This is a genomic window from Brevinematia bacterium (genome assembly GCA_039630355.1).
Lineage (GTDB): Bacteria > Spirochaetota > Brevinematia > DTOW01 > DTOW01 > SKYB106.
This window is the reverse complement of sequence record JBCNVF010000087.1, coordinates 1-18205: the sequence shown is the minus strand read 5'-3', so window position 1 is coordinate 18205 and position 18205 is coordinate 1. Positions and strand designations below refer to the sequence as shown.

Here is an 18205-nt window from a genome sequence, read left to right as displayed (position 1 = left end):
TGAGGATGCTGGGTGGGTTGCGTCAGCAACTATTATGTCAAACTTACCTTTGTATGACTTTAAGAAGTTCCTGCCATCGTCCTCTACAAACTTCCATATAGGTTTACTGAAGATGTTGTAATTATAATTGCTGTATAGATGTATAGCATCTATCACGTCTGGACATATGTCTACAACTTTGACACTTTGGGTAGTTATATGGTGTAGCACACTGCTTAGTGTTATTCCACCGCCAAGGGCATTTACCATTACATCCGAGAAGCTTCTCTTTATGAGAAAGGGAGTATTACCTAGCATCTTAAAGGCAATGAGAGAACTGAAGTCGTTTGGAACTTCGTCAATGCTGTTTATTTTTAGGATTCTGGTTTCATTGACATCAAACACTGTAACAGTTCCATACATTCCTTCTTTGTAGAATCTCAACTCACCTTTGATGTTCCAGAAGCCGTTGTAATATTTGGTAAAGGTTATTTCTTTTGGCACTAGGATCAAGCTTAAGCAGATGACAAGACCAGTTGTTGCTAGTGTTGCTAACACTTTTTTGCGTTTTAGTTCAAGCATTACTGCAAAACCTGAAACTAGGTAAAGTAGGGAGATTAATAGAAAGCTTGTGCTAAAGCCCATAAAGGGTATCATAAGGTAAGTGACTGTAAGTACTCCAAGAATACTACCAAGAGTATTGATTGTAAGAATTGTTCCTGAGATACTTTGGGACTCTACTGTATCTTTAGAAGAGCTTCTCAACAAGCTAAAGAGGGAAGGTATAACTATACCAGATGATAGGGACACTATACCCGAGGTTAGAAAAACTACTGTATACCTTGTGAAGAGTAATGCCAGAGTTTCAGAGAATTTTGTATCTCCAAAAATTCCAAATATTATGTTGCCTAGGAGGTTGTAGATTGCTCCTGTTATGGTGTATGAGGAGTTTAGGATAAATATTGCAAGTATTGTATATATTCCTGTGAAGAAGGAGGTGAGGATAAGTAGGTAGATTTCATTTTTTAGCAATCTGATCAGTGGTTTGTAGAGCAAAGAGCCTAAAGCTATGCCTAGGATCACGACGGAGAGAATTATTGAAAATGAGAATGTGTTGTTAGCGACAAAATAGACCAAGAGTCTATACCATAGTATTTCTAGAGCCATTCCGCAAAAGCCAAATATAAAGGCTACGCTTCCGAAGTTTAGACTTATGTTGGTGAGTTTTAAGTTAGCTTTAGTTATCTCAAATTTGGGGGAAATGTGTTTTGTTATTAGTAATGATCCTGCTAGGACAAGTAAGTTTAAAAAGAATGCGATCAGGAATGTTATGGGTAGGCCAAGTAGGTTTATGAAAAGGATTGAAGTAAGTAGTGCTCCTGCACTTGCTCCTAAGGCGTTTATACCGTAGACTTTGTCTATCAATTCTTGGCTTTCTGTCCTTTTTAGAAACTCAACTACCACCGGGATAGTAACTCCCATAGCGGTTGTTGGAATGATTAGTATCAGTGCAGAGAGAAAGAGTTTTACTGCCAGATGATTACCAAGAATGGTGTAGATTGTGTCAATGTAGTTGAATGTTAGGAATACTACTATTGCATACACGCCTATGAGCAGTTCCAGATATCCATAGAATGTTAGGTGGTTTTTAGGTTTCAGGTTTCTTGCTAGAAAGTATCCTAAAGCTAGTCCTAGCATGTATGTTCCTACCACAACTACCGTTGAGTGTATAAAAAGGCCAAATGAGATATTGAATAGTCTTGTGAATAATACCTGATACATCAGTGATGAAAATCCCGAGATAAAAGTTAGGGCTAGAACGTTTCTTTTCATGCAGAGTATTATACTATACTATCTTTCTAAGTTTCACTGAATTTTAAATGGGAATTACAAGGAGTTTGAGTTAGTTAGAAAGGGTTATGTTTGTAATATTGCTTAGAGGGCTGAAAGTTTTCTTTGAGGAGGAGAAAGCCGAAACTGCGATGTAGTAGGGTATATTGGTTGTTATAGGGGTTCCGTCAGGTAATGAGGTAATGGTGTAGTGGTAATCTCTGGTTATTGGGGATATTGGTGCTATGACGGTAGGGAGGTTACTTGTGGAGCTTAGTAGGTATGGTTTATCAAAGTGATTAGTTGAGTTTCTGTTTTTGTATAGATCGTTTGAGTTTGTAGATATAAAGACTACATATCCGGAGAAATAGCTTTCACTGTTGTTGCCCCACCATTGAGCTTTTATGGTATTACTTTCTGTTTGTGTTAACTCAAGCCCGAGTGGTGGAGTCAATGGAAAGCCTATTTGCAGAGCGCCTATTACACAGCTTGTTACGAAGAAGTTTGATAAAGCAAGTATTATTACCAAGGCTACAAATAGGATTGAGAATTTATCCACGCTAGAACTGTATTTGAGAGATGGTATTTTTTTCAAGTTTCTGCTGAGACTTTCAATGAGTTCCAGAAATTTAGTAGTATGGTTTTTGTTTTTCTTGCGCTTTCGGGACATAGAGTTCTCTCAAAAAGAGGAGTTTGTGGTGCAGAGTTACAAACTGGTGAACGATGTCTGAACTGAAAACTGAATGAGCAGGAGAGGTTGGAATTTTGTCTGCTTACCCAGTAGATCAGACTTTGAGAGTTTTCTTACTTGACTTATTTTTTATTTTGAGAAGTTAAGAGTTTTTAGGTGGAATCTTATTGGCTTTCTCTTATGTTTTAGATTTTGTGTGGGGTTGCGTTTTCTTGTTACACATCAAAATAGAGTATGAATTCGTATGGGTGGGGTCTTTGTGCTACTGCTTTTACTTCTGCGTTATATTTGTATTCTATCCAAGTTTCAATGACATCTTTTGTGAAGACATCCCCTTGTAGGAGAAATTCGTGGTCCTCTTCAAGCGATTTTAGAGCATCTTCAAGGGAGGATGCATATTGAGGTATCTTAGCTTTTTCTTCTGGTGGTAGGTCGTAGATGTTTTTATCAATTGGTTCTCCGGGGTCAATTCTGTTTCTGATGCCGTCAATGCCGGCCATAAGCATAGCTGAGAAGGCGAGATAGGGGTTAGCGGTTGCATCTGGGGGTCTGTATTCAATTCTTTTTGACTTTGGGGAAGTTGAGTAGACAGGGATTCTAACAGCTGCACTTCTGTTTCTTGCAGAGTATGCTAGGTTTATTGGTGCTTCAAATCCTGGGACAAGTCTCTTGTATGAGTTTGTGGATGGGTTTGTAAATGCTGCAATTGCCTTTGCGTGTTTTAGGAGTCCGCCGATATACCAGAGTGCTTCTTGTGATAGGCCTGCGTATTTATCGCCAGCAAAGAGGTTTTTACCATCCTTCCATATGCTCTGATGCGTGTGCATGCCAGTTCCATTGTCTCCAAATATTGGTTTTGGCATAAATGTGACGGTTTTACCTCTTCTCCATGCAACGTTCTTTATTGCATATTTGACCTTGAGCAAGTTGTCTGCACTTTTTGTCAAGGTATCAAACTTAAAGTCAATTTCGCATTGTCCAGCAGTAGCAACTTCGTGGTGATGCGTTTCTACACTTATGTTCATGTAGCCTTCAATTACGCTTACCATTTCACTTCTTATATCTTGCAGAGAGTCATGGGGAGGGACTGGAAAGTATCCTTCCTTGTGTCTTATTTTATATCCCCTGTTGAAGGTGCCGTCAATATTTCTTTCTGTACCACTGTTCCATATTGCTTCGTCCGAGTCAATGAAGTAGTATCCACTGTGGGAGTTTTGATCAAAGTATGCTTTGTCAAATATGAAAAATTCAAGCTCAGGTCCAAAGTATGCCTGGTCTCCAATGCCAGTTGATTTCAAGAAAGCTTCGGCTTTTTTAGCTATGTGTCGGGGATCTCTTGTGTAATCTTTGCCGGTTATGGGATCTTTGATATCGCATATAAATACTAAGGTTTTATGTTGCATAAATGGGTCTAGGAATGCAGTAGTCGGATCTGGGGTGAGAATCATATCACTTTCGTTGATACTCTGCCATCCCCTTATAGAAGAACCGTCAAATCCTAACCCACGGTCAAATATTTCTTCGTCAACAGCACTAGCGGGTACTGAAAAATGTTGCCATAAACCCGGAAAATCCATAAACCTAAGGTCAACTATCTCAACATTTTGTTCCTTGATAAACTTCAAAGCTTCGGTTTTATCTTTAAACATGTTTTTTCCTCCACAAAACAAAAGAAGATTTTGTATGATCTGTTTTGATGGAGTAAAGTAAGTAAACGAACCAATAAATTCCAAATTCTATACAGTTTTTCTTTTTACTATTCTCGCAGTCCTGTCGGGACTGAGTAAATACCTTTCTTGATAAGCCCTCAGGAATTTTTGCTGGAGTGAAATTTTGCAATTGATGGGTGCTATTAAAACCAAGGTAAGTAAGCAAAAAGTTAAATCTTATCTGCTCACCTGATGAAAATTGGAATTATCAAATTCTAAATTTTTGTTGAAAGATTGAAAATTGATCTTACAGATCGTATATATAATGGAGGGTACTTATGAGAAGGTTAACTTTTTTGATAATTTTGGTTTCTTTAGGGATAGTGGTTTATGCTTCAGAATCTAGGCTAGTTGGAATGGGTGGAAGTTACATCTTAATAGATGATCCTTTCAACATTGTCTACCTACCCGGATATGTCAACAAGGAGTATAACTATCTCATTATAGAACCACGACAGGGCTCTTTAGGAATATTTGACAATACCTACGGTATCCTAAAGTATTCAATCAACACGCCTCTTGAAAAACTAAACATAGGTGCGATAATCAACTTTCCTTACCGTGAACTAGGCTTTATAACTGAGATATCAACAGGAATACCAGCTGGTTTTTTAGTTACTGGCACCACAGGACTACAACCTTTTACGATAACTGATCACAGAAGAGATAAGGCTGATCTGCTATGTGGTTTGAGCGGTATTTTGATGTTAAGATTCCTAAAGCCCTACGTAGGGCTAGGATATGCTAGTGATCATTACGTTTCAACCACAAGTACTTATCAAAACGAATCAGTGACTACAACTGTAACTAACATTCAATCAATCTCTCAAATTAAGTTAATAGCAGGTAGTGTAGTAGACCTGAACTTTGTTTCCGTGGATGCTAGTGTAAAACTCTATCTACCGTCTGCTAGAAATTCAACGGAATCATTCAATACTACTATTCAAAACTATGTGAATTCAAGGGTTCACAAGACTGAGGGAGCTTTTGGTTTTGAAATAAGTGCACAGCCTATGATGAAACTTGGAGATAAAAGTTATGCTCTCGGGATGTTTGGTTATTTCAATTATGGTTTACCTTCTGCCCAGACAACTAGAATTGATGCGAATGGAGATGGAACACTGGAAGAGGATACCAAGATTCAAAACAACTACCAAACGGTGGAAATTGTTGCTGGAGGGTCCTACAATACTTACATAGGTAGTGTCCTAGTCTCAGCTGGAGCGATGTTGCTAAATCGTGGTTATTATAGAACTATCAAAGCTGAAGGGACAGTGATCAATGTGGTAGGTATAGTTACCAATGTTTTGACCAATACTAATGAACAAGTTTCTCAAACTTCTTATGTGTATGTGCCTGCATTTGTGGCATTTGAACTACCATTGGCTGATTGGTTTTTGATAAGAAGTGGTGTAATGAAGGATGTATATCAAGTTAGTTCGTCAGTCACTGATGGAAGAAAATTCAATAGCTCTACTCAGACTTCTGATAGCTCATCACCAATTACTTCACTTTCGGTAGGTTTTACTCTGAAGCCTATGAAGGATCTATCACTTGATTGGGTTGTGAGCTATACATTTGTAAGTAATGTGATTGTAAATGGTAGCTTACCTTGGATAATAAGTGGAAACAACAGATTTGACAATCTTACCTCACAGTTTAGTGTAGAGTATAGGATGTAACTCTTAATATAGTAAACAATCCCCCTTCTTTGCTTTGAAGGGGGACTGAAACTACCAAAGTCTTACTAGAGTGTATAAGGTTATCTTTTCTTCTGGGGTGGGGTATCCTTCGGTATATTCGTTTCCTATTATATTTCTCTTCCATTCAGCTCCTATCTCAAGCCAATCTAGAGGTTTATTCCATACTGCTACAGAGAGTGTCATAAGATTGTCAAGTGATCTGTTGCCTACTATATTAAACGAAGAGTCATATTCATACTCAAACCTGTTCCACTGGTAGTTTATATATATTCTTCCTCCTAAGGTTGACTGATCATATGCAAGATCAACATAGAGAGAGTTGAGAGGACGATAGTTTAGAAATACTACTCTATTCCACTTCACATTGTCACTTGCGTTGCCATTTATGGATTCGTTATAAGTATAGCTTATCAACGAGGTTATTGAGTTACCATAGCTTATTTTTGACAGAAGGTTAATACCTCTGTTGAAGACTTTACCTATGTTCTCAGTGGAGAAAGTTGTGTTATTCCAGGCAATGAGGTTAGTTGTGTCCGAGTAGTAGGTTACAGCAGAGAAATAAAGCTTACATTTTTTGAGTTTATAGTCTATAAAAATACCAAAGTCTAGGCCATTCATATACTCTGTTTGTAAGTTTGTGAGAGCAGATGAACCGAAACCGTATGCTACTGGACCATATAGGTCGTCAAAGTAGGGTAGTCTGTATGATCTCCAAGCACTGCTTCTTATTCCGAAAAGCTCAGTTGGTGTGATGAGTATTCCGAGTCTTGGGGAAAACTCAATGTTGTTAAACTCTACATAGTCCACTCTACCGGAAAGTGTAAATCTAAGAAGTTCTGATAACGCATAATCTCCTTCTAGATATAATCCTAGGATTCTACTTGATGCGTTTGTTTTAGTTTCGTTTGTGTTAGTGACTATAAACACCACTAGATTCGTATTTACTACACTATAGAGGTTGTGAGAATAGCTGACCGTTCCTCCGAGAAATATAGCATTTAGAGGATCAACGAAAAACCTTGTCTTTGCCTCAATTTCCACAAAAGCCTTTCCACCATATATCTCTGAACCTATTGAGGTGCCGTAGAATGAGATTCTGGGGACTTCAACTCTCCTATTTCTTAGATGTTCAGTGTAGAAAACCTTCAGTCCTATTTTACTGTCTCCGTGCTCGTAGTCCAGTTTGATGTAGGGAAGTAAAAACCTAATTTCAGATACAGCTTTTTCGTAGTTTAAAGGATTATGAGCAAGAACGGAGTTTGGTTCTTGAACCCTTGGATAGGTTGATAGAAACCCTATGTCCATATTGAATCCAGATATAGATCTTAGATACCTTAGTAGAAAGGAATATTTGGTATAGCCTGCACCTTCTCTTATGTAATTTGTTGGTTCAAGGGTGGAGTAGTTTGTATATAGAGTTGATACATTGAAGTGGTATAGGTTAGAGTTTACACCATAACTTGCTCCCAGATACAGTTTGCCGACTATGTTTGTTAGGACTAAATCTGCTGAGATAAAGTACTTTCTCGGTAAACCAGTTCCTACAATAGCTCTCAGTCTAGGTTCCTCTTCGTCTACTAGGTTGAAGTTAACAACCCCTCCGTAGTTACCACTGCCATATCTTGATGAAGTAGGGCCATAGAGTATCTCAACAGAGTTGAAGAATAGAGGATCTAACAAGCTTGCATCGTATGAAGAATTTACTACTGTGGAGATATCAAGGTCGTTTATAGCGATATTCACTTTATCACCTCTCGGAGTGAAAAGAACTGTAAGTGAACCTTCGGAACCATAGTAATTCGGAGTTAAGATGTCGGGTATGCTTTGAAGGTAATCTGATATGTCCATTGACAAACCCTTTTTGGGGTATTTTCGCACGTCAAAGGTTGTGAGTGGAAGTTTTTTATCACAAAGGGTTCCAACTACTACCTTCTCAAATGCGGGTATATTCAACCACTTTGAGGTAGCGTTGGTATAGTTGTATGCACTGTTGGTATTTGTAGCACCACTAATGTTGATTTCCTCCTTCTGCATAGAGAAGGAAGAAAAATCAAAAGCTAGCATAAGTGATGCTATAGCTAGGATAAAGATTAATCTTTCCATACATACCTCCTATTAAGACATGATTTTGTCCATTTCTAGAGTAAGAAACTCTGAGTTAGACAAGATCTGAATTTTCTTATTACAGATCTGGGAGTAGAAGTGTTCATTGTGAGAAACAAAGATAACAATTTTACCCTCAGAGACTATCTCATTGATAGCATTTATTACAAGCTTTTGGTTGTAAATATCCAGAAATGCATCAGGTTCGTCAAGAAGGATTACTTCACTACCTTGAATAAAGGTTCTGCAGAGTAGTGCTAATTTTTTCTGTCCTTCACTTAGAGTGTTTATCGGTCTTAGCAATAATTCTTCAATTTCTAAAAGGTTTACGAATCTTTTTATTCTTCTCTGGCTAGAGAGTGATGAGAAGTTTTCAAGTAGAGCGATTTCTAGAAATTCTGATACTTTTATTGGTGGTGAGTAATTAGGAGATTGTTGTGCTAGTGAAACTAATTTCTTTCTTTTTGTGTAGCTTACCGAAGATACATCGTGTCCGTCAATCAGTATTTTCCCAGTAACTGGTTTGATGATTCCTGCGATACTTTTTAGAATGGTAGTTTTCCCTATACCATTTCTTCCTTCTAACAATATGGAATCTCCGGTAGTAGCTGTGAACGAGAGATTTGAGATGATGTTTGAAGATTTATCATAGGATAGGGAGATATTTTGAACAATTAGCCAAGCCATCCTCCTCTGCCTCCTTGAGAGGAGGATAAAGCCCTAGGACCCAGAAAAAGTCAGGCTATTGTCAAGATTAGTTTTATGTTCTTCCAAGGTCTATTCCCAGCGCCCGGGGAAGAGATGCTTTTTCTGGGTAAAGCAGGTCTTCCGGCTTGTGGATCATCCTACTTGCCAGCCTTCCCATCCTACCAGCTTTCACCAAGTAGGACAGTGGCGTAGTGGCTTTCGTCCCCACTTACGGCTGCGGGCGCAGCGGGGGATTTTCACCCCTCTTCCCTTTTAACCCTGCTTTAGGGACTTTACCCTCTCAACAGAAATTATAGCCAAAGTTCTTTTTTTATTTCAACTTGAACAACTTTAGCTCAATAAATTCCAATTTCTGCTAAATAATAAGCAGGATTCTAGACTTTGCTTACTTACTTCCTTTAGTTCCAGATAGTGTTCATCAGTTATAAAACTTGATCTCACACCAAGCATCTCAGATGTTTACTAGGAAGAGAACCCACCAATCCCCAAAGGAAACTGCAAGAGAAAGAAGGAGAAACTATACTCAGTTATGGGTTTAGACTTTAAGATAGGACTAAATTTAAGAATTATTTGAAGCTTCCGATATTGCTTAGGGGGATGGTATGGCAATACTCTCAAGTTTTCACAATCTGGAAGTTGGTAGGAAAAGTCTTTTAGCTCACTCTGATGCTTTGAAGACTACGGGTCATAATATTTCAAATCTTAACAATCCTGAGTATTCTAGACAGATAATACATCTTAAAGCTTTTCACCCAATCTATGATCCATCTTGGAATAGAGAGACATCACCGGGACAGATAGGAACAGGGGTTGTGGTAGAGGATATAGTAAGAGCTAGAGATCAATTTCTTGATGATAGGATAATTTTTGAGAAAGGAGGGTTAGGTTTTTGGGAAGCGAGAAGAAAGATTCTTTACCAACTGCAACTTATTTATAACGAACCTGAGGGGCCAAATATTAGAACTGCGCTGGACGAATACTGGGAAGCACTTCAGAAAGTGGCAATGGATCCAACTGAGATTTCTTCTAGGGTTGTTTTGGTTGAGAAAGCTAAAGCTCTAGCGAGTCAGATAAGGCATGAGTATAACTCCATAGTGAAACTGAGGGAACAGGCTAATGAACTTATAAAACAAAAGATAAGTGAGATTAACGGTTATATCAAGGAGATAGCGCATCTTAACAATCAGATTCAGAAACTTGAGGCACTGGGAGATAACCCAAACGACCTTTATGACAGGAGAGATGCTCTTGTGGAAAAACTTTCAAAAGTTATGAACATATCGGTTGGAAGAAGCGATAAGGATGAGTTTATGATTACTGTTGGTAGCGAAATTTTGGTTCAAGGTGAAGGATACCATGAGATTATTGGGGTTCCAAACCCTGGTAATAAGGGGTATGTTGATTTGTATATAGGTTCAACCGAAAGAAAGTTATCTCTCTCTGATGGTGAACTCTTTGGTCTTGTTTATGCTAGGGATGTGGACCTTGTTGCTGATATGAAGAGACTTAACTCTTTTACCATCAACCTCATAGAGTCTGTTAACGAGATCCATAGGGATGGATTTGGGTTGGATGGAACCACAGGTCTTGACTTCTGGGTAAAAAGGACTGTTACTCCTGATCTAAGAGGAAACTATGACTCAAATGAAGATGGAATATTTGACAAGACTGCTATTTTCAAGATAAGTGGTATCAACAGGCTTAAGGAGGAAGATTTTGTAAACTCTTCAGGGGTTATAAGTTTTGGACCTAACTATCCCGGAGGACCCGATATAACAGTTTCTTACAACGAGAACGATACCGTAAAGAGTGTGATTGAGAAAATCAACAACTCAGGAGCACATGTTGTTGCTTATTTGAATCACAGAGGAGAGCTTACACTTAAAGCTAAACTCTCTGAAAGCGCTGAATATCCTGATTTCACCATAAGGTATCTTAGAGACAGTGGAAACTTCCTGGTAGGTTTTGCAGGAATACTACACGGAAGTGGGGAAGTCAACGCATATAACTGGAACAATATAGACCAAACTTTACAGCTTAGGGGAAACATAAATTACTACTCCGTTGCTCCTCTTGATGAGCCTGCTTTGTGAGAACAGTGATGAAGTAATTGCAAAGGACCCAAGGCTAATCGCAGCTGCTGGCGGTAAGGATCTAGATGGTGATAATATTCCTGAGACAACTAACGGAATTGGCGATAACTCAAACATACTCCTTATAGCAAAGCTTAGGGATAAAAAGGTTATGCTTGAGAGGGACTCTACTTTTCTTGAATATCTTAAGTTTATCGTCGGCGATGTTGGCACCAGAGGCGATGTTTCAGAAGTTGCTCTTAAGAAACAAGAGCTTGTTATTCAAAATCTTGAGAAGCTTAGGGAAGCAGTATCTGGAGTAAATCTTGATGAGGAAATAACAAAGCTTATTTCTTACCAAAGAGCTTACGAGGCAGGAGCTAGGTTTATCACTTACATTGACTCAATGTTGGATACCATCATAAACAGAATGGGGACAACAAGATAACATAGAAAAGTTAGAGTAGATATTTGATAACCAGAAAACCTCCTATCAGCAGCAATACAAATGCTAGGGTTAACCAATCAAAGTATTTGTCTATGAATATTTTTGCTTTTTCTCCGAAGAACAGCATAATTGTAGCTACCAAAAAGAATCTTGCCCCTCTGCTTAGAATTGATGCTAAAATGAACAAAGGAAGGTTAAAGTAGAGCGAACCTGATGCTATCGTAAAGACCTTGTAGGGAATTGGAGTAAACCCTGCTATCATCACGGCAGCAAAACCATATATACCGAAAAGCTCCTTGACTTTGTTGTAAGCATCCCAATAGTTGTAGAAGTTGAGAATAGCCTTTCCAACGGTTTCAAATAGGAAAACTCCTATCAGATATCCAAATATTCCACCTATTACTGAAAAAACTGTTGTGAAGAAAGCGAATTTTAGGCTTTCCTTGTGTCTAGAGAGACAGAAGGCTATGAGAAGTGGATCAGGCGGAATTGGAAAGAAGGAAGATTCCGCAAAAGAGATAGAATACAATGCTGTTTTTCCCCCAGGTTTATCTGCCCAACTTAAAACCCAGTCATAAAGAGATTTCAGAGGGTTTTTCATAGACTCTCTCCTTGATCTTTCAGGACTCTTTTTTAATCCTGCGGTTTCGTAAAACTTTTAAGGTAGTGATCTTCATATCACTTTTCAACGCTTACTTTGTTCATAAAAAGGGTTAGAGTAATAACTCTGCTATCTGCACTGCGTTTAGTGCAGCTCCTTTTCTAAGGTTATCAGCAACTATCCACATAACAAGCCCATTTTCTGTGGAAATGTCTTCTCTTATCCTTCCCACATACACGTCATCTGTATCGTGGCCTTGTATAAGCGGTGTTGGGTATAGATCATTGAATGGGTCATCCATTAGTTTCACACCCTTAGCCTTGCTTAGTAACTCCCTTGCCTTTTCTGGAGTAACTTTACTTTCTGTCTCAATCCACACAGATTCGCTGTGTCCTTTTACAACAGGAACCCTTACTGTAGTTGATGATACTCTTATATCTGGATCGTGTAGCATCTTTCTAGTCTCATTGACCATTTTCATCTCTTCTTTTGTATATAGGTTATCCAGGACGACGTCTATTCTAGGTATGACATTCATAAGTATTGGGTATGGGAACTTCTTCGGTTTGTAGTTAAGTATTCCATCTCTACCAGATTGATGATACACCTTTACTTCTTCTTCAAGCTCACTAATCGCAGTTCCGCCTGCTCCAGAAACAGACTGGTATGTTGAGACAATAATTCTCTTTATCCTAGAGTAATCATATATCGGCTTTAGTGCTACTAACATCTGGATAGTTGAACAGTTGGGATTGGATATAATTCCTTTGTGCCATTTTACATCTTCAGGGTTAACTTCCGGTATAACCAGAGGGACATCATTTTCCATCCTGAATGCACTTGAGTTGTCTATCACTATTGTGCCATCTTTCGCAGCTATCGGTGAGAATTCTTTAGAAACGCTTGCCCCGGCGGAAAATAAGGCTATTTCTATTCTATATCTTCTAAAAACATCTTCCTTTAGTTCCATAACTTCTACTTCTGAACCTCTGAATTTTAGCTTCTTGCCCCTGCTTCTTTCTGAAGCAAAAAGGTAAAGTTCTTTCACTGGGAAATTTCTCTGTTCAAGTATCTTTACCATCTCCTGTCCTACAGCACCAGTAGCACCTACGACTGCAACTATTTTTCCCCCCATCTCCGACTCCCAAAATTTTTGATGTATTTTCAATGAAAGGTTAACGTTATTTCAAAAATCCATTTCTCCAAATTAGTAATTTCCTTCTTTCTTTAATTCATCAATGATTTTCCTTAAGTATTGGATTTCTTCATCTTTTAACTCTTTTTTTGTTTCTTTGCAGTATTTTATGAACATCTCTTCAGGTTTGTAGACTGCGTCTTTCAACTTTTCTAAGTTTGCCGATTCCTGTTGAATTGAAGGTGTTACCAAAACTGAGGTTTTTATCTCTTCTTTCACCTTTCTTAACAAAGAGTGCCTCTGAACCTGATACCTTATAACAATTTTTAGAAACTTGTTGTTGTATTTATCTTTGTTTTCTAAGATATTTTCCAATTCACCCTCATCTTTCACTTCTATTTGTTCAAATTCTCTCTCTTGAGTGATGGGTATGAATTCTACACTGGTGTTTTTATTGGCTGTAACTACTACTACTCCTTTCTCTTGCCCTCTCTCTCCAAAGTCTATTTGTAGTATACTACCTGAGTAACATACTCTATCTTTTATTATCTCTTGGTGCTTGTGGATATGTCCCAACGCCCAATATAAAACTTTGTTGAAGTTTGGAATTTTTAAAACTGACTCTAACGTAAGTGTCTTATCTTCGTACTTTGTTTCGGTTTCTGAATAGCTTACGCCATCAATTGTATCGTGGGAAAAAAGTATAACATTCTCACCAGCTCTTTCTAGGAATATTCCAACAGCTTTTTCAAAGATTTCTGCATACCTTTTTGAGAATCTATATTTTGGTATAAAGGGGATTCCGAAAAAAGTTATTCCTTGCACGTCTAACAATAGATCTGCGTCTCCGAGATTGTTTGGCACGGAGAAACATTTTATTTTGTTCTGAAATACTCTTGACAGAATATTGAATGAATCTATTTTTTCTATACTATCGTGATTGCCATTTATCATCAGGATGTATTTCTTCATATCTCCAGCTACATCGGATATGAACTCAAAGAATATCTTCTCTGCTTCTATAGGAGGTAAGGGTGTGTCAAATATATCTCCAGAGATGATTACAACATCAATGTTCTTATCATTTACTATCTCTTTTATCTTTGTTAGGATTTTTAACTGCTCCCGTACTCTTGATTCACCAGAGTAGGGTACTTTAGCACCTAGGTGCCAATCTGCAGTGTGTAGGATTTTCATCCATGTTATGTTTATCAATAATGGGTTTAACTCTCAAGTTTTGAAATTGTGATGCGGTGAAGTTTGTTTCCATAGCGTTACTTTGTGTTAAGCTTTCATTATTCATTAGGAGAACAATCTTACCCAGTCCCGTAGGGACTGCGAGAAAAGTAAAAGAGGAACCTACCTAGTTATTAGATTTTGAAATTCATTGTGGTGAGCTGGAATGTTGTAGGGTTTGTGTCCATCTTGTAGTAGGTTGAATATGAGGACTTTAAATTTTTTCTTGAAACACTGGTAATGCATCTTTTATTTTAAAGCCTAATCGGGTGTTGGAGGATAGAATGGCGAGGATCAGACTTGATTATAATTACTGTCTTTCAACATATATAGGATCTAGGGTGGGGATATCAGAGGAGGAGTTGTTGTCATACAGGAGTAAAATTGAGAAATGTCATCGTAGCCTTATGAACAAGGCTGAGCGTGAGCTTGGATTTTACTCTCTTCCGTATGATGAACATACGGCTAGAAGTATAAAAGAGAGGCTTAAGAAGTTTAAGGATAAATTTGATACTCAGGTAGTTTTGGGGATAGGTGGCTCTGGGCTTGGCCCTATTGCTCTTCAGTCTTCTCTGCTTAGCTATGTGGCGAACGAACTTCCAAAAGATAAAAGGAAAGGTCTGAAGACATACATTATTGATAACGTTGACCCTGATTGGTTTTCAGATATAATGGAAATTATAGACCCAAAGTCCACCGTGTTTGTTATAATAAGCAAGTCTGGATCAACTGCTGAGACTGCTGCTGACTTTCTAGCATGTTTTTCAAAGTTTAAGTCAGTGCTGGGGAGTAAAATCAAGGAACATGTTGTTGCTGTTACAGATCCTGAGAAGGGTGAACTTAGGAAGATGGTGAATGAATTTGATCTGGAGTCTTTTCCTATTCCTGAGAATGTTGGGGGTAGGTTTAGTGTTTTGTCTTCGGTTGGTCTTGTTCCGGGTGAACTTATGGGGATAGACATATTTTCATTGCTTGAAGGAGCTAGAGAGATGGATAAAGTTTCAAGGAAACCCGAGATTTTGGAAAATCCTGCTTACTTGAACGCTCTTATTGAATATCTTTTCTATCTGAGGGGGATAAACATATCTGTTTTGATGCCGTATTCTACGAAGCTTAGTAGATGGGCAGATTGGTATGTGCAACTTTGGGCCGAGAGTTTGGGGAAAAAGGTAGATGTTGACGGAGCTTATGTTTACGTAGGTCCAACCCCAGTCAAGGCTGTTGGCGCAACAGACCAGCATTCTCAAATCCAGCTTTTCAAGGAAGGCCCCTATGATAAAGTCATAACCTTCATAAGAGTGGAGAAATTCCACAACGAGGTTAAGATGGAATACGATGAGTCTTTAAGCAAATACTCTTCTTTGAACTACCTAATGGGGCACAGTATGAATGAGCTTATAAATGCCGAAGAAATGGCTACCGAGGCTGCCTTAGCAAAAGAAGGAAAACCTTCAAAAACTATCATACTCCCAGAAATCAACGAATACTACATAGGGCAGATGATCTTCTTGCTCCAAGTATCCACTGCAATCTCCGGAGAACTTTATAACATAAATGCTTTCGACCAGCCCGGTGTTGAGGAAGGGAAAAACTTTACCTATGCTCTTCTAGGAAGAAAAGGTTATGAGGAAAAGAAAAAAGAGTTTGAAAGCATATATAATAAATCCAGCAAATTCATAATCTGAAGTCTCAGTTCACCCTCGAGTTTATTTATGCACTACCACTATCACCTCGTCTGACAAAAGATTAGGAAGAAATCTTAAAACCATGGTTTTCGAACCCAGCTTTACTATGGGGATGATCTTCTCTATCCTGACTTTTTTGATTTTACAAAGGTTCACAAAGTCTCTGTAGGTAAAGAGGTGAATATTAGGAGTATCAAACCAGGAATAGGGAAGTTCTGAGGTTACAGGCATTTGTCCTCTACAGAGCAGATAGCTTCTGATCTTTATGTTTCCGAAGTTAGGGAAGCTTATTATAGCTCGTCTGGAGATTCTTATCACCTCCTCTAAGAGCTTGCCGGGAGACTTAAGCTGTTGTATTGTTTTGCTTAGAACAACGTAGTCAAAGGAGTTATCGTCTATGAATGACAGTCCTAGATTTATGTCATAGTGGATGACGTTTAGACCCTTGGATAAGCACTCTATTACTTCGTTAAGATCTATCTCCACTCCAAAGCCGGATACCCTCTTTTTCTCTTTCAGATACAGTAGTAATTCTCCCTTACCGCATCCTAAGTCTAGAACTCTTGATTCGGGTTCTATTATGTTAGATATTATCTCTAGGTCCTTTCTTATCTTCATACTCTTTCCCTGCCTTCACTTTTTCAAATACAGAATCAATGAAAGCTCTAATCACATTGTTTTCTACCTCAGTATCTACCAGAAAGGAGTCATGTCCGTGTATGGAGTCAATATTTACGTAAGAAACGTCATTGTTTATTGAGAGTAGAGCAGAGACCATCTCCATAGACTCCGATGGAGGGAAAAGCCAATCTGAGGAGAAGGAGATAAAAAGGTATCTGCATTTAGCTCTGGAGAAAGCTTTTTTGAGATCTCCATCTCCGTATTTCTGTGGTAAGTCAAAGTAGTCCATAGCTTTGGTAATATAAAGGTAGGAATTTGCATCAAATCTTTGGACAAACTTTTCTCCTTGGTAGTCAAGGTAGCTCTCAACTTCAAAGTCAAACTCATCAACATCGTAGGTTTTCTGATCTATAAACTTCCTACCAAATTTTCTGTCCATAGATTCTCCGCTTAAGTAGGTTATGTGGCCTATCATTCTAGCTATACTTAGACCTTTCCCTGGAAAGGTTCCCCTTTTCATATACTCTCCTTTTGCCCAATTAGGATCGGATATTATTGCATTTCTACCTACGGCGTCAAAGGCTATGTTCTGGGCTGAGCAATTCGCAGTTGCTGCTATTACTATCGCGCTTTCAATCATATCTGGATACATCAATGACCACTCTAGAGCCTGCATTCCTCCCATTGAACCTCCAATAACCGTAAGGATCTTTTTAATTCCTAGATGTGCTATTAGTTCTCTTTGAAGTTTGACCATGTCACCAATAGTTATAACTGGGAAGGAGAGCCCATAAATCTCCCCGGTTTCAGGATTTATTGAGGTAGGGCCTGTGGTGCCGTAACAACTACCCAGGAAATTAGAGCATATAACAAAGTATTTTTTGGTATCTATGCCTTTGTTAGGACCAATAACATCTTCCCACCATCCTTCAGTATTGCCATCTAACACTCCTTCACTTAGTTCTCTTGAGTATCCTGCAGCATGTGCAGAGCCTGAAAGAGCGTGACAAACTAATATTACATTACTTTTGTCTTCGTTTAGATTTCCATAACATTCGTAAGCTACCTCCACAGGACCAGGTAAAATTGCACCAGACTCTAGTTCTAGCCCTGTCTGAAATAGCTTAACTACTTCTGTCTTAGTAAGACCTACTGTTTCTTCTTCTGTTTTTTCTTCTATTATCTCTCCCGATCTTGTCTTTTTAACTATCTTAAACCTCTTCATAGAGAAGATAAATTTAATACCCTACTGTGGAAGTTGTCAAATTCCTTTGTTTGAACGTTGTGTTGGTATGCTTAACACTTTTAGCATCTATTGCTAATAGGTGAGATTGTCTTTGTATTGGTTGATCTATACTGATACAGAACTTTTAGCATTATGTATGGGGCTAGAAGTATACTTCCTAGGAAGTGTGATTGTAAAGCTTTGTTGACCGAAGATGTTAGCAGAGAGTTTATTAAGGTGTGGGAGTTTTGAATGTTTGATTCTGGCAGACTGACCTTAACAAGTTGCTAAACGATAGTTTGTCTACTAATAATCTTATCTACTGATAATCTTGTCAGGAGGTAGGGTATGGATATGGGTGTTATGAGGAGTATTATTAAGGGTGTTTTTGTGGTTAGTTTGTCTGTGGGTATTTTGGTTTTGTTGGTTGCTTTTGGTGCGAGTGGGGAGGTAGGTATA

14 protein-coding genes and 1 riboswitch are annotated in these 18205 nt (G+C 38.4%); of the genes, 4 read left to right on the top strand and 10 right to left on the bottom strand.

All coding sequences use genetic code 11. The features are described from left to right. The 3 genes from ABDH28_05825 to glnA all read right to left on the bottom strand — a co-directional run. The coding region (locus ABDH28_05825; protein ID MEN2998537.1) for a hypothetical protein at positions 1 to 1812 on the bottom strand (1812 nt) is incomplete at its 3' end. A 70-nt stretch (positions 1813 to 1882) separates the two neighbouring features. Next, positions 1883 to 2479, bottom strand: a complete 597-nt coding sequence (locus ABDH28_05820) for a hypothetical protein (GenBank protein MEN2998536.1) — start codon at positions 2477 to 2479, stop codon at positions 1883 to 1885. A 236-nt stretch (positions 2480 to 2715) separates the two neighbouring features. Beyond that, positions 2716 to 4149 carry a type I glutamate--ammonia ligase gene (gene glnA, locus ABDH28_05815; protein MEN2998535.1) on the bottom strand — a complete coding sequence of 478 codons (1434 nt, stop codon included), beginning with the start codon at positions 4147 to 4149 and terminating at the stop codon, positions 2716 to 2718. Positions 4150 to 4487: 338 nt separating this feature from the next. Between glnA and ABDH28_05810 the strand changes: the two genes are divergently transcribed. Next, the gene (locus tag ABDH28_05810) at positions 4488 to 5891 is read left to right on the top strand and encodes a hypothetical protein (GenBank protein MEN2998534.1); all 1404 of its coding nucleotides are present in this window, start codon (positions 4488 to 4490) and stop codon (positions 5889 to 5891) included. Positions 5892 to 5942: 51 nt separating this feature from the next. On the opposite strand, the gene ABDH28_05805 is transcribed toward ABDH28_05810, so the two are convergent. Together ABDH28_05805 and ABDH28_05800 are read right to left on the bottom strand one after the other, a co-directional pair. Beyond that, a complete protein-coding gene (locus ABDH28_05805; protein ID MEN2998533.1) occupies positions 5943 to 8015 on the bottom strand; it encodes a TonB-dependent receptor in 2073 nt (690 codons plus the stop codon). A 12-nt stretch (positions 8016 to 8027) separates the two neighbouring features. Further along, positions 8028 to 8702 carry an ABC transporter ATP-binding protein gene (locus tag ABDH28_05800; GenBank protein ID MEN2998532.1) on the bottom strand — a complete coding sequence of 225 codons (675 nt, stop codon included), beginning with the start codon at positions 8700 to 8702 and terminating at the stop codon, positions 8028 to 8030. A gap of 113 nt (positions 8703 to 8815) precedes the next feature. Further along, positions 8816 to 9013, bottom strand: a riboswitch (cobalamin riboswitch). Between the two features lie 312 nt (positions 9014 to 9325). On the opposite strand from ABDH28_05800, the gene flgK reads away from it, so the two are divergent. Then, positions 9326 to 10816 carry a flagellar hook-associated protein FlgK gene (gene flgK, locus ABDH28_05795; protein MEN2998531.1) on the top strand — a complete coding sequence of 497 codons (1491 nt, stop codon included), beginning with the start codon at positions 9326 to 9328 and terminating at the stop codon, positions 10814 to 10816. Further along, positions 10800 to 11243 carry a flagellar basal body rod C-terminal domain-containing protein gene (locus ABDH28_05790; GenBank protein MEN2998530.1) on the top strand — a complete coding sequence of 148 codons (444 nt, stop codon included), beginning with the start codon at positions 10800 to 10802 and terminating at the stop codon, positions 11241 to 11243. The genes flgK and ABDH28_05790 overlap by 17 nt, the downstream gene beginning before the upstream one ends. A 10-nt stretch (positions 11244 to 11253) precedes the next feature. Here the strand turns inward: ABDH28_05790 and ABDH28_05785 are convergent, their stop codons facing one another. The 3 genes from ABDH28_05785 to ABDH28_05775 all read right to left on the bottom strand — a co-directional run bounded on the left by ABDH28_05785 (position 11254) and on the right by ABDH28_05775 (position 14176). Beyond that, the gene (locus ABDH28_05785; protein ID MEN2998529.1) at positions 11254 to 11844 is read right to left on the bottom strand and encodes a YqaA family protein; all 591 of its coding nucleotides are present in this window, start codon (positions 11842 to 11844) and stop codon (positions 11254 to 11256) included. Positions 11845 to 11956: 112 nt separating this feature from the next. After that, complete coding sequence (locus ABDH28_05780; GenBank protein ID MEN2998528.1) at positions 11957 to 12979, bottom strand: aspartate-semialdehyde dehydrogenase; 1023 nt, start codon at positions 12977 to 12979, stop codon at positions 11957 to 11959. A gap of 72 nt (positions 12980 to 13051) precedes the next feature. Further along, positions 13052 to 14176: an exonuclease SbcCD subunit D gene (locus tag ABDH28_05775; protein ID MEN2998527.1), complete on the bottom strand. Its 1125-nt coding sequence runs from the start codon at positions 14174 to 14176 to the stop codon at positions 13052 to 13054. A gap of 323 nt (positions 14177 to 14499) precedes the next feature. On the opposite strand from ABDH28_05775, the gene ABDH28_05770 reads away from it, so the two are divergent. Beyond that, positions 14500 to 15900, top strand: a complete 1401-nt coding sequence (locus ABDH28_05770) for a glucose-6-phosphate isomerase (protein MEN2998526.1) — start codon at positions 14500 to 14502, stop codon at positions 15898 to 15900. A gap of 21 nt (positions 15901 to 15921) precedes the next feature. Here the strand turns inward: ABDH28_05770 and metW are convergent, their stop codons facing one another. Continuing rightward, positions 15922 to 16518: a methionine biosynthesis protein MetW gene (gene metW / locus ABDH28_05765; GenBank protein MEN2998525.1), complete on the bottom strand. Its 597-nt coding sequence runs from the start codon at positions 16516 to 16518 to the stop codon at positions 15922 to 15924. Then, on the bottom strand, positions 16484 to 17746 hold the full coding sequence (locus ABDH28_05760) for a homoserine O-acetyltransferase (protein MEN2998524.1): 1263 nt from the start codon (positions 17744 to 17746) through the stop codon (positions 16484 to 16486). Before ABDH28_05760 ends, metW begins: the two co-directional genes overlap by 35 nt. Positions 17747 to 18205: the final 459 nt, after the last annotated feature.

Coding starts and splice junctions, on each gene's coding strand:
- metW (MEN2998525.1), bottom strand. CDS start 16,518: ATGAAGATAAGAAAGGACCTAGAGATAATATCTAACATAATAGAACCC.
- ABDH28_05800 (MEN2998532.1), bottom strand. CDS start 8,702: ATGGCTTGGCTAATTGTTCAAAATATCTCCCTATCCTATGATAAATCT.
- ABDH28_05810 (MEN2998534.1), top strand. CDS start 4,488: ATGAGAAGGTTAACTTTTTTGATAATTTTGGTTTCTTTAGGGATAGTG.
- ABDH28_05820 (MEN2998536.1), bottom strand. CDS start 2,479: ATGTCCCGAAAGCGCAAGAAAAACAAAAACCATACTACTAAATTTCTG.
- ABDH28_05805 (MEN2998533.1), bottom strand. CDS start 8,015: ATGGAAAGATTAATCTTTATCCTAGCTATAGCATCACTTATGCTAGCT.
- ABDH28_05770 (MEN2998526.1), top strand. CDS start 14,500: ATGGCGAGGATCAGACTTGATTATAATTACTGTCTTTCAACATATATA.
- ABDH28_05785 (MEN2998529.1), bottom strand. CDS start 11,844: ATGAAAAACCCTCTGAAATCTCTTTATGACTGGGTTTTAAGTTGGGCA.
- ABDH28_05780 (MEN2998528.1), bottom strand. CDS start 12,979: ATGGGGGGAAAAATAGTTGCAGTCGTAGGTGCTACTGGTGCTGTAGGA.
- ABDH28_05760 (MEN2998524.1), bottom strand. CDS start 17,746: ATGAAGAGGTTTAAGATAGTTAAAAAGACAAGATCGGGAGAGATAATA.
- glnA (MEN2998535.1), bottom strand. CDS start 4,149: ATGTTTAAAGATAAAACCGAAGCTTTGAAGTTTATCAAGGAACAAAAT.
- ABDH28_05790 (MEN2998530.1), top strand. CDS start 10,800: ATGAGCCTGCTTTGTGAGAACAGTGATGAAGTAATTGCAAAGGACCCA.
- flgK (MEN2998531.1), top strand. CDS start 9,326: ATGGCAATACTCTCAAGTTTTCACAATCTGGAAGTTGGTAGGAAAAGT.
- ABDH28_05775 (MEN2998527.1), bottom strand. CDS start 14,176: ATGAAAATCCTACACACTGCAGATTGGCACCTAGGTGCTAAAGTACCC.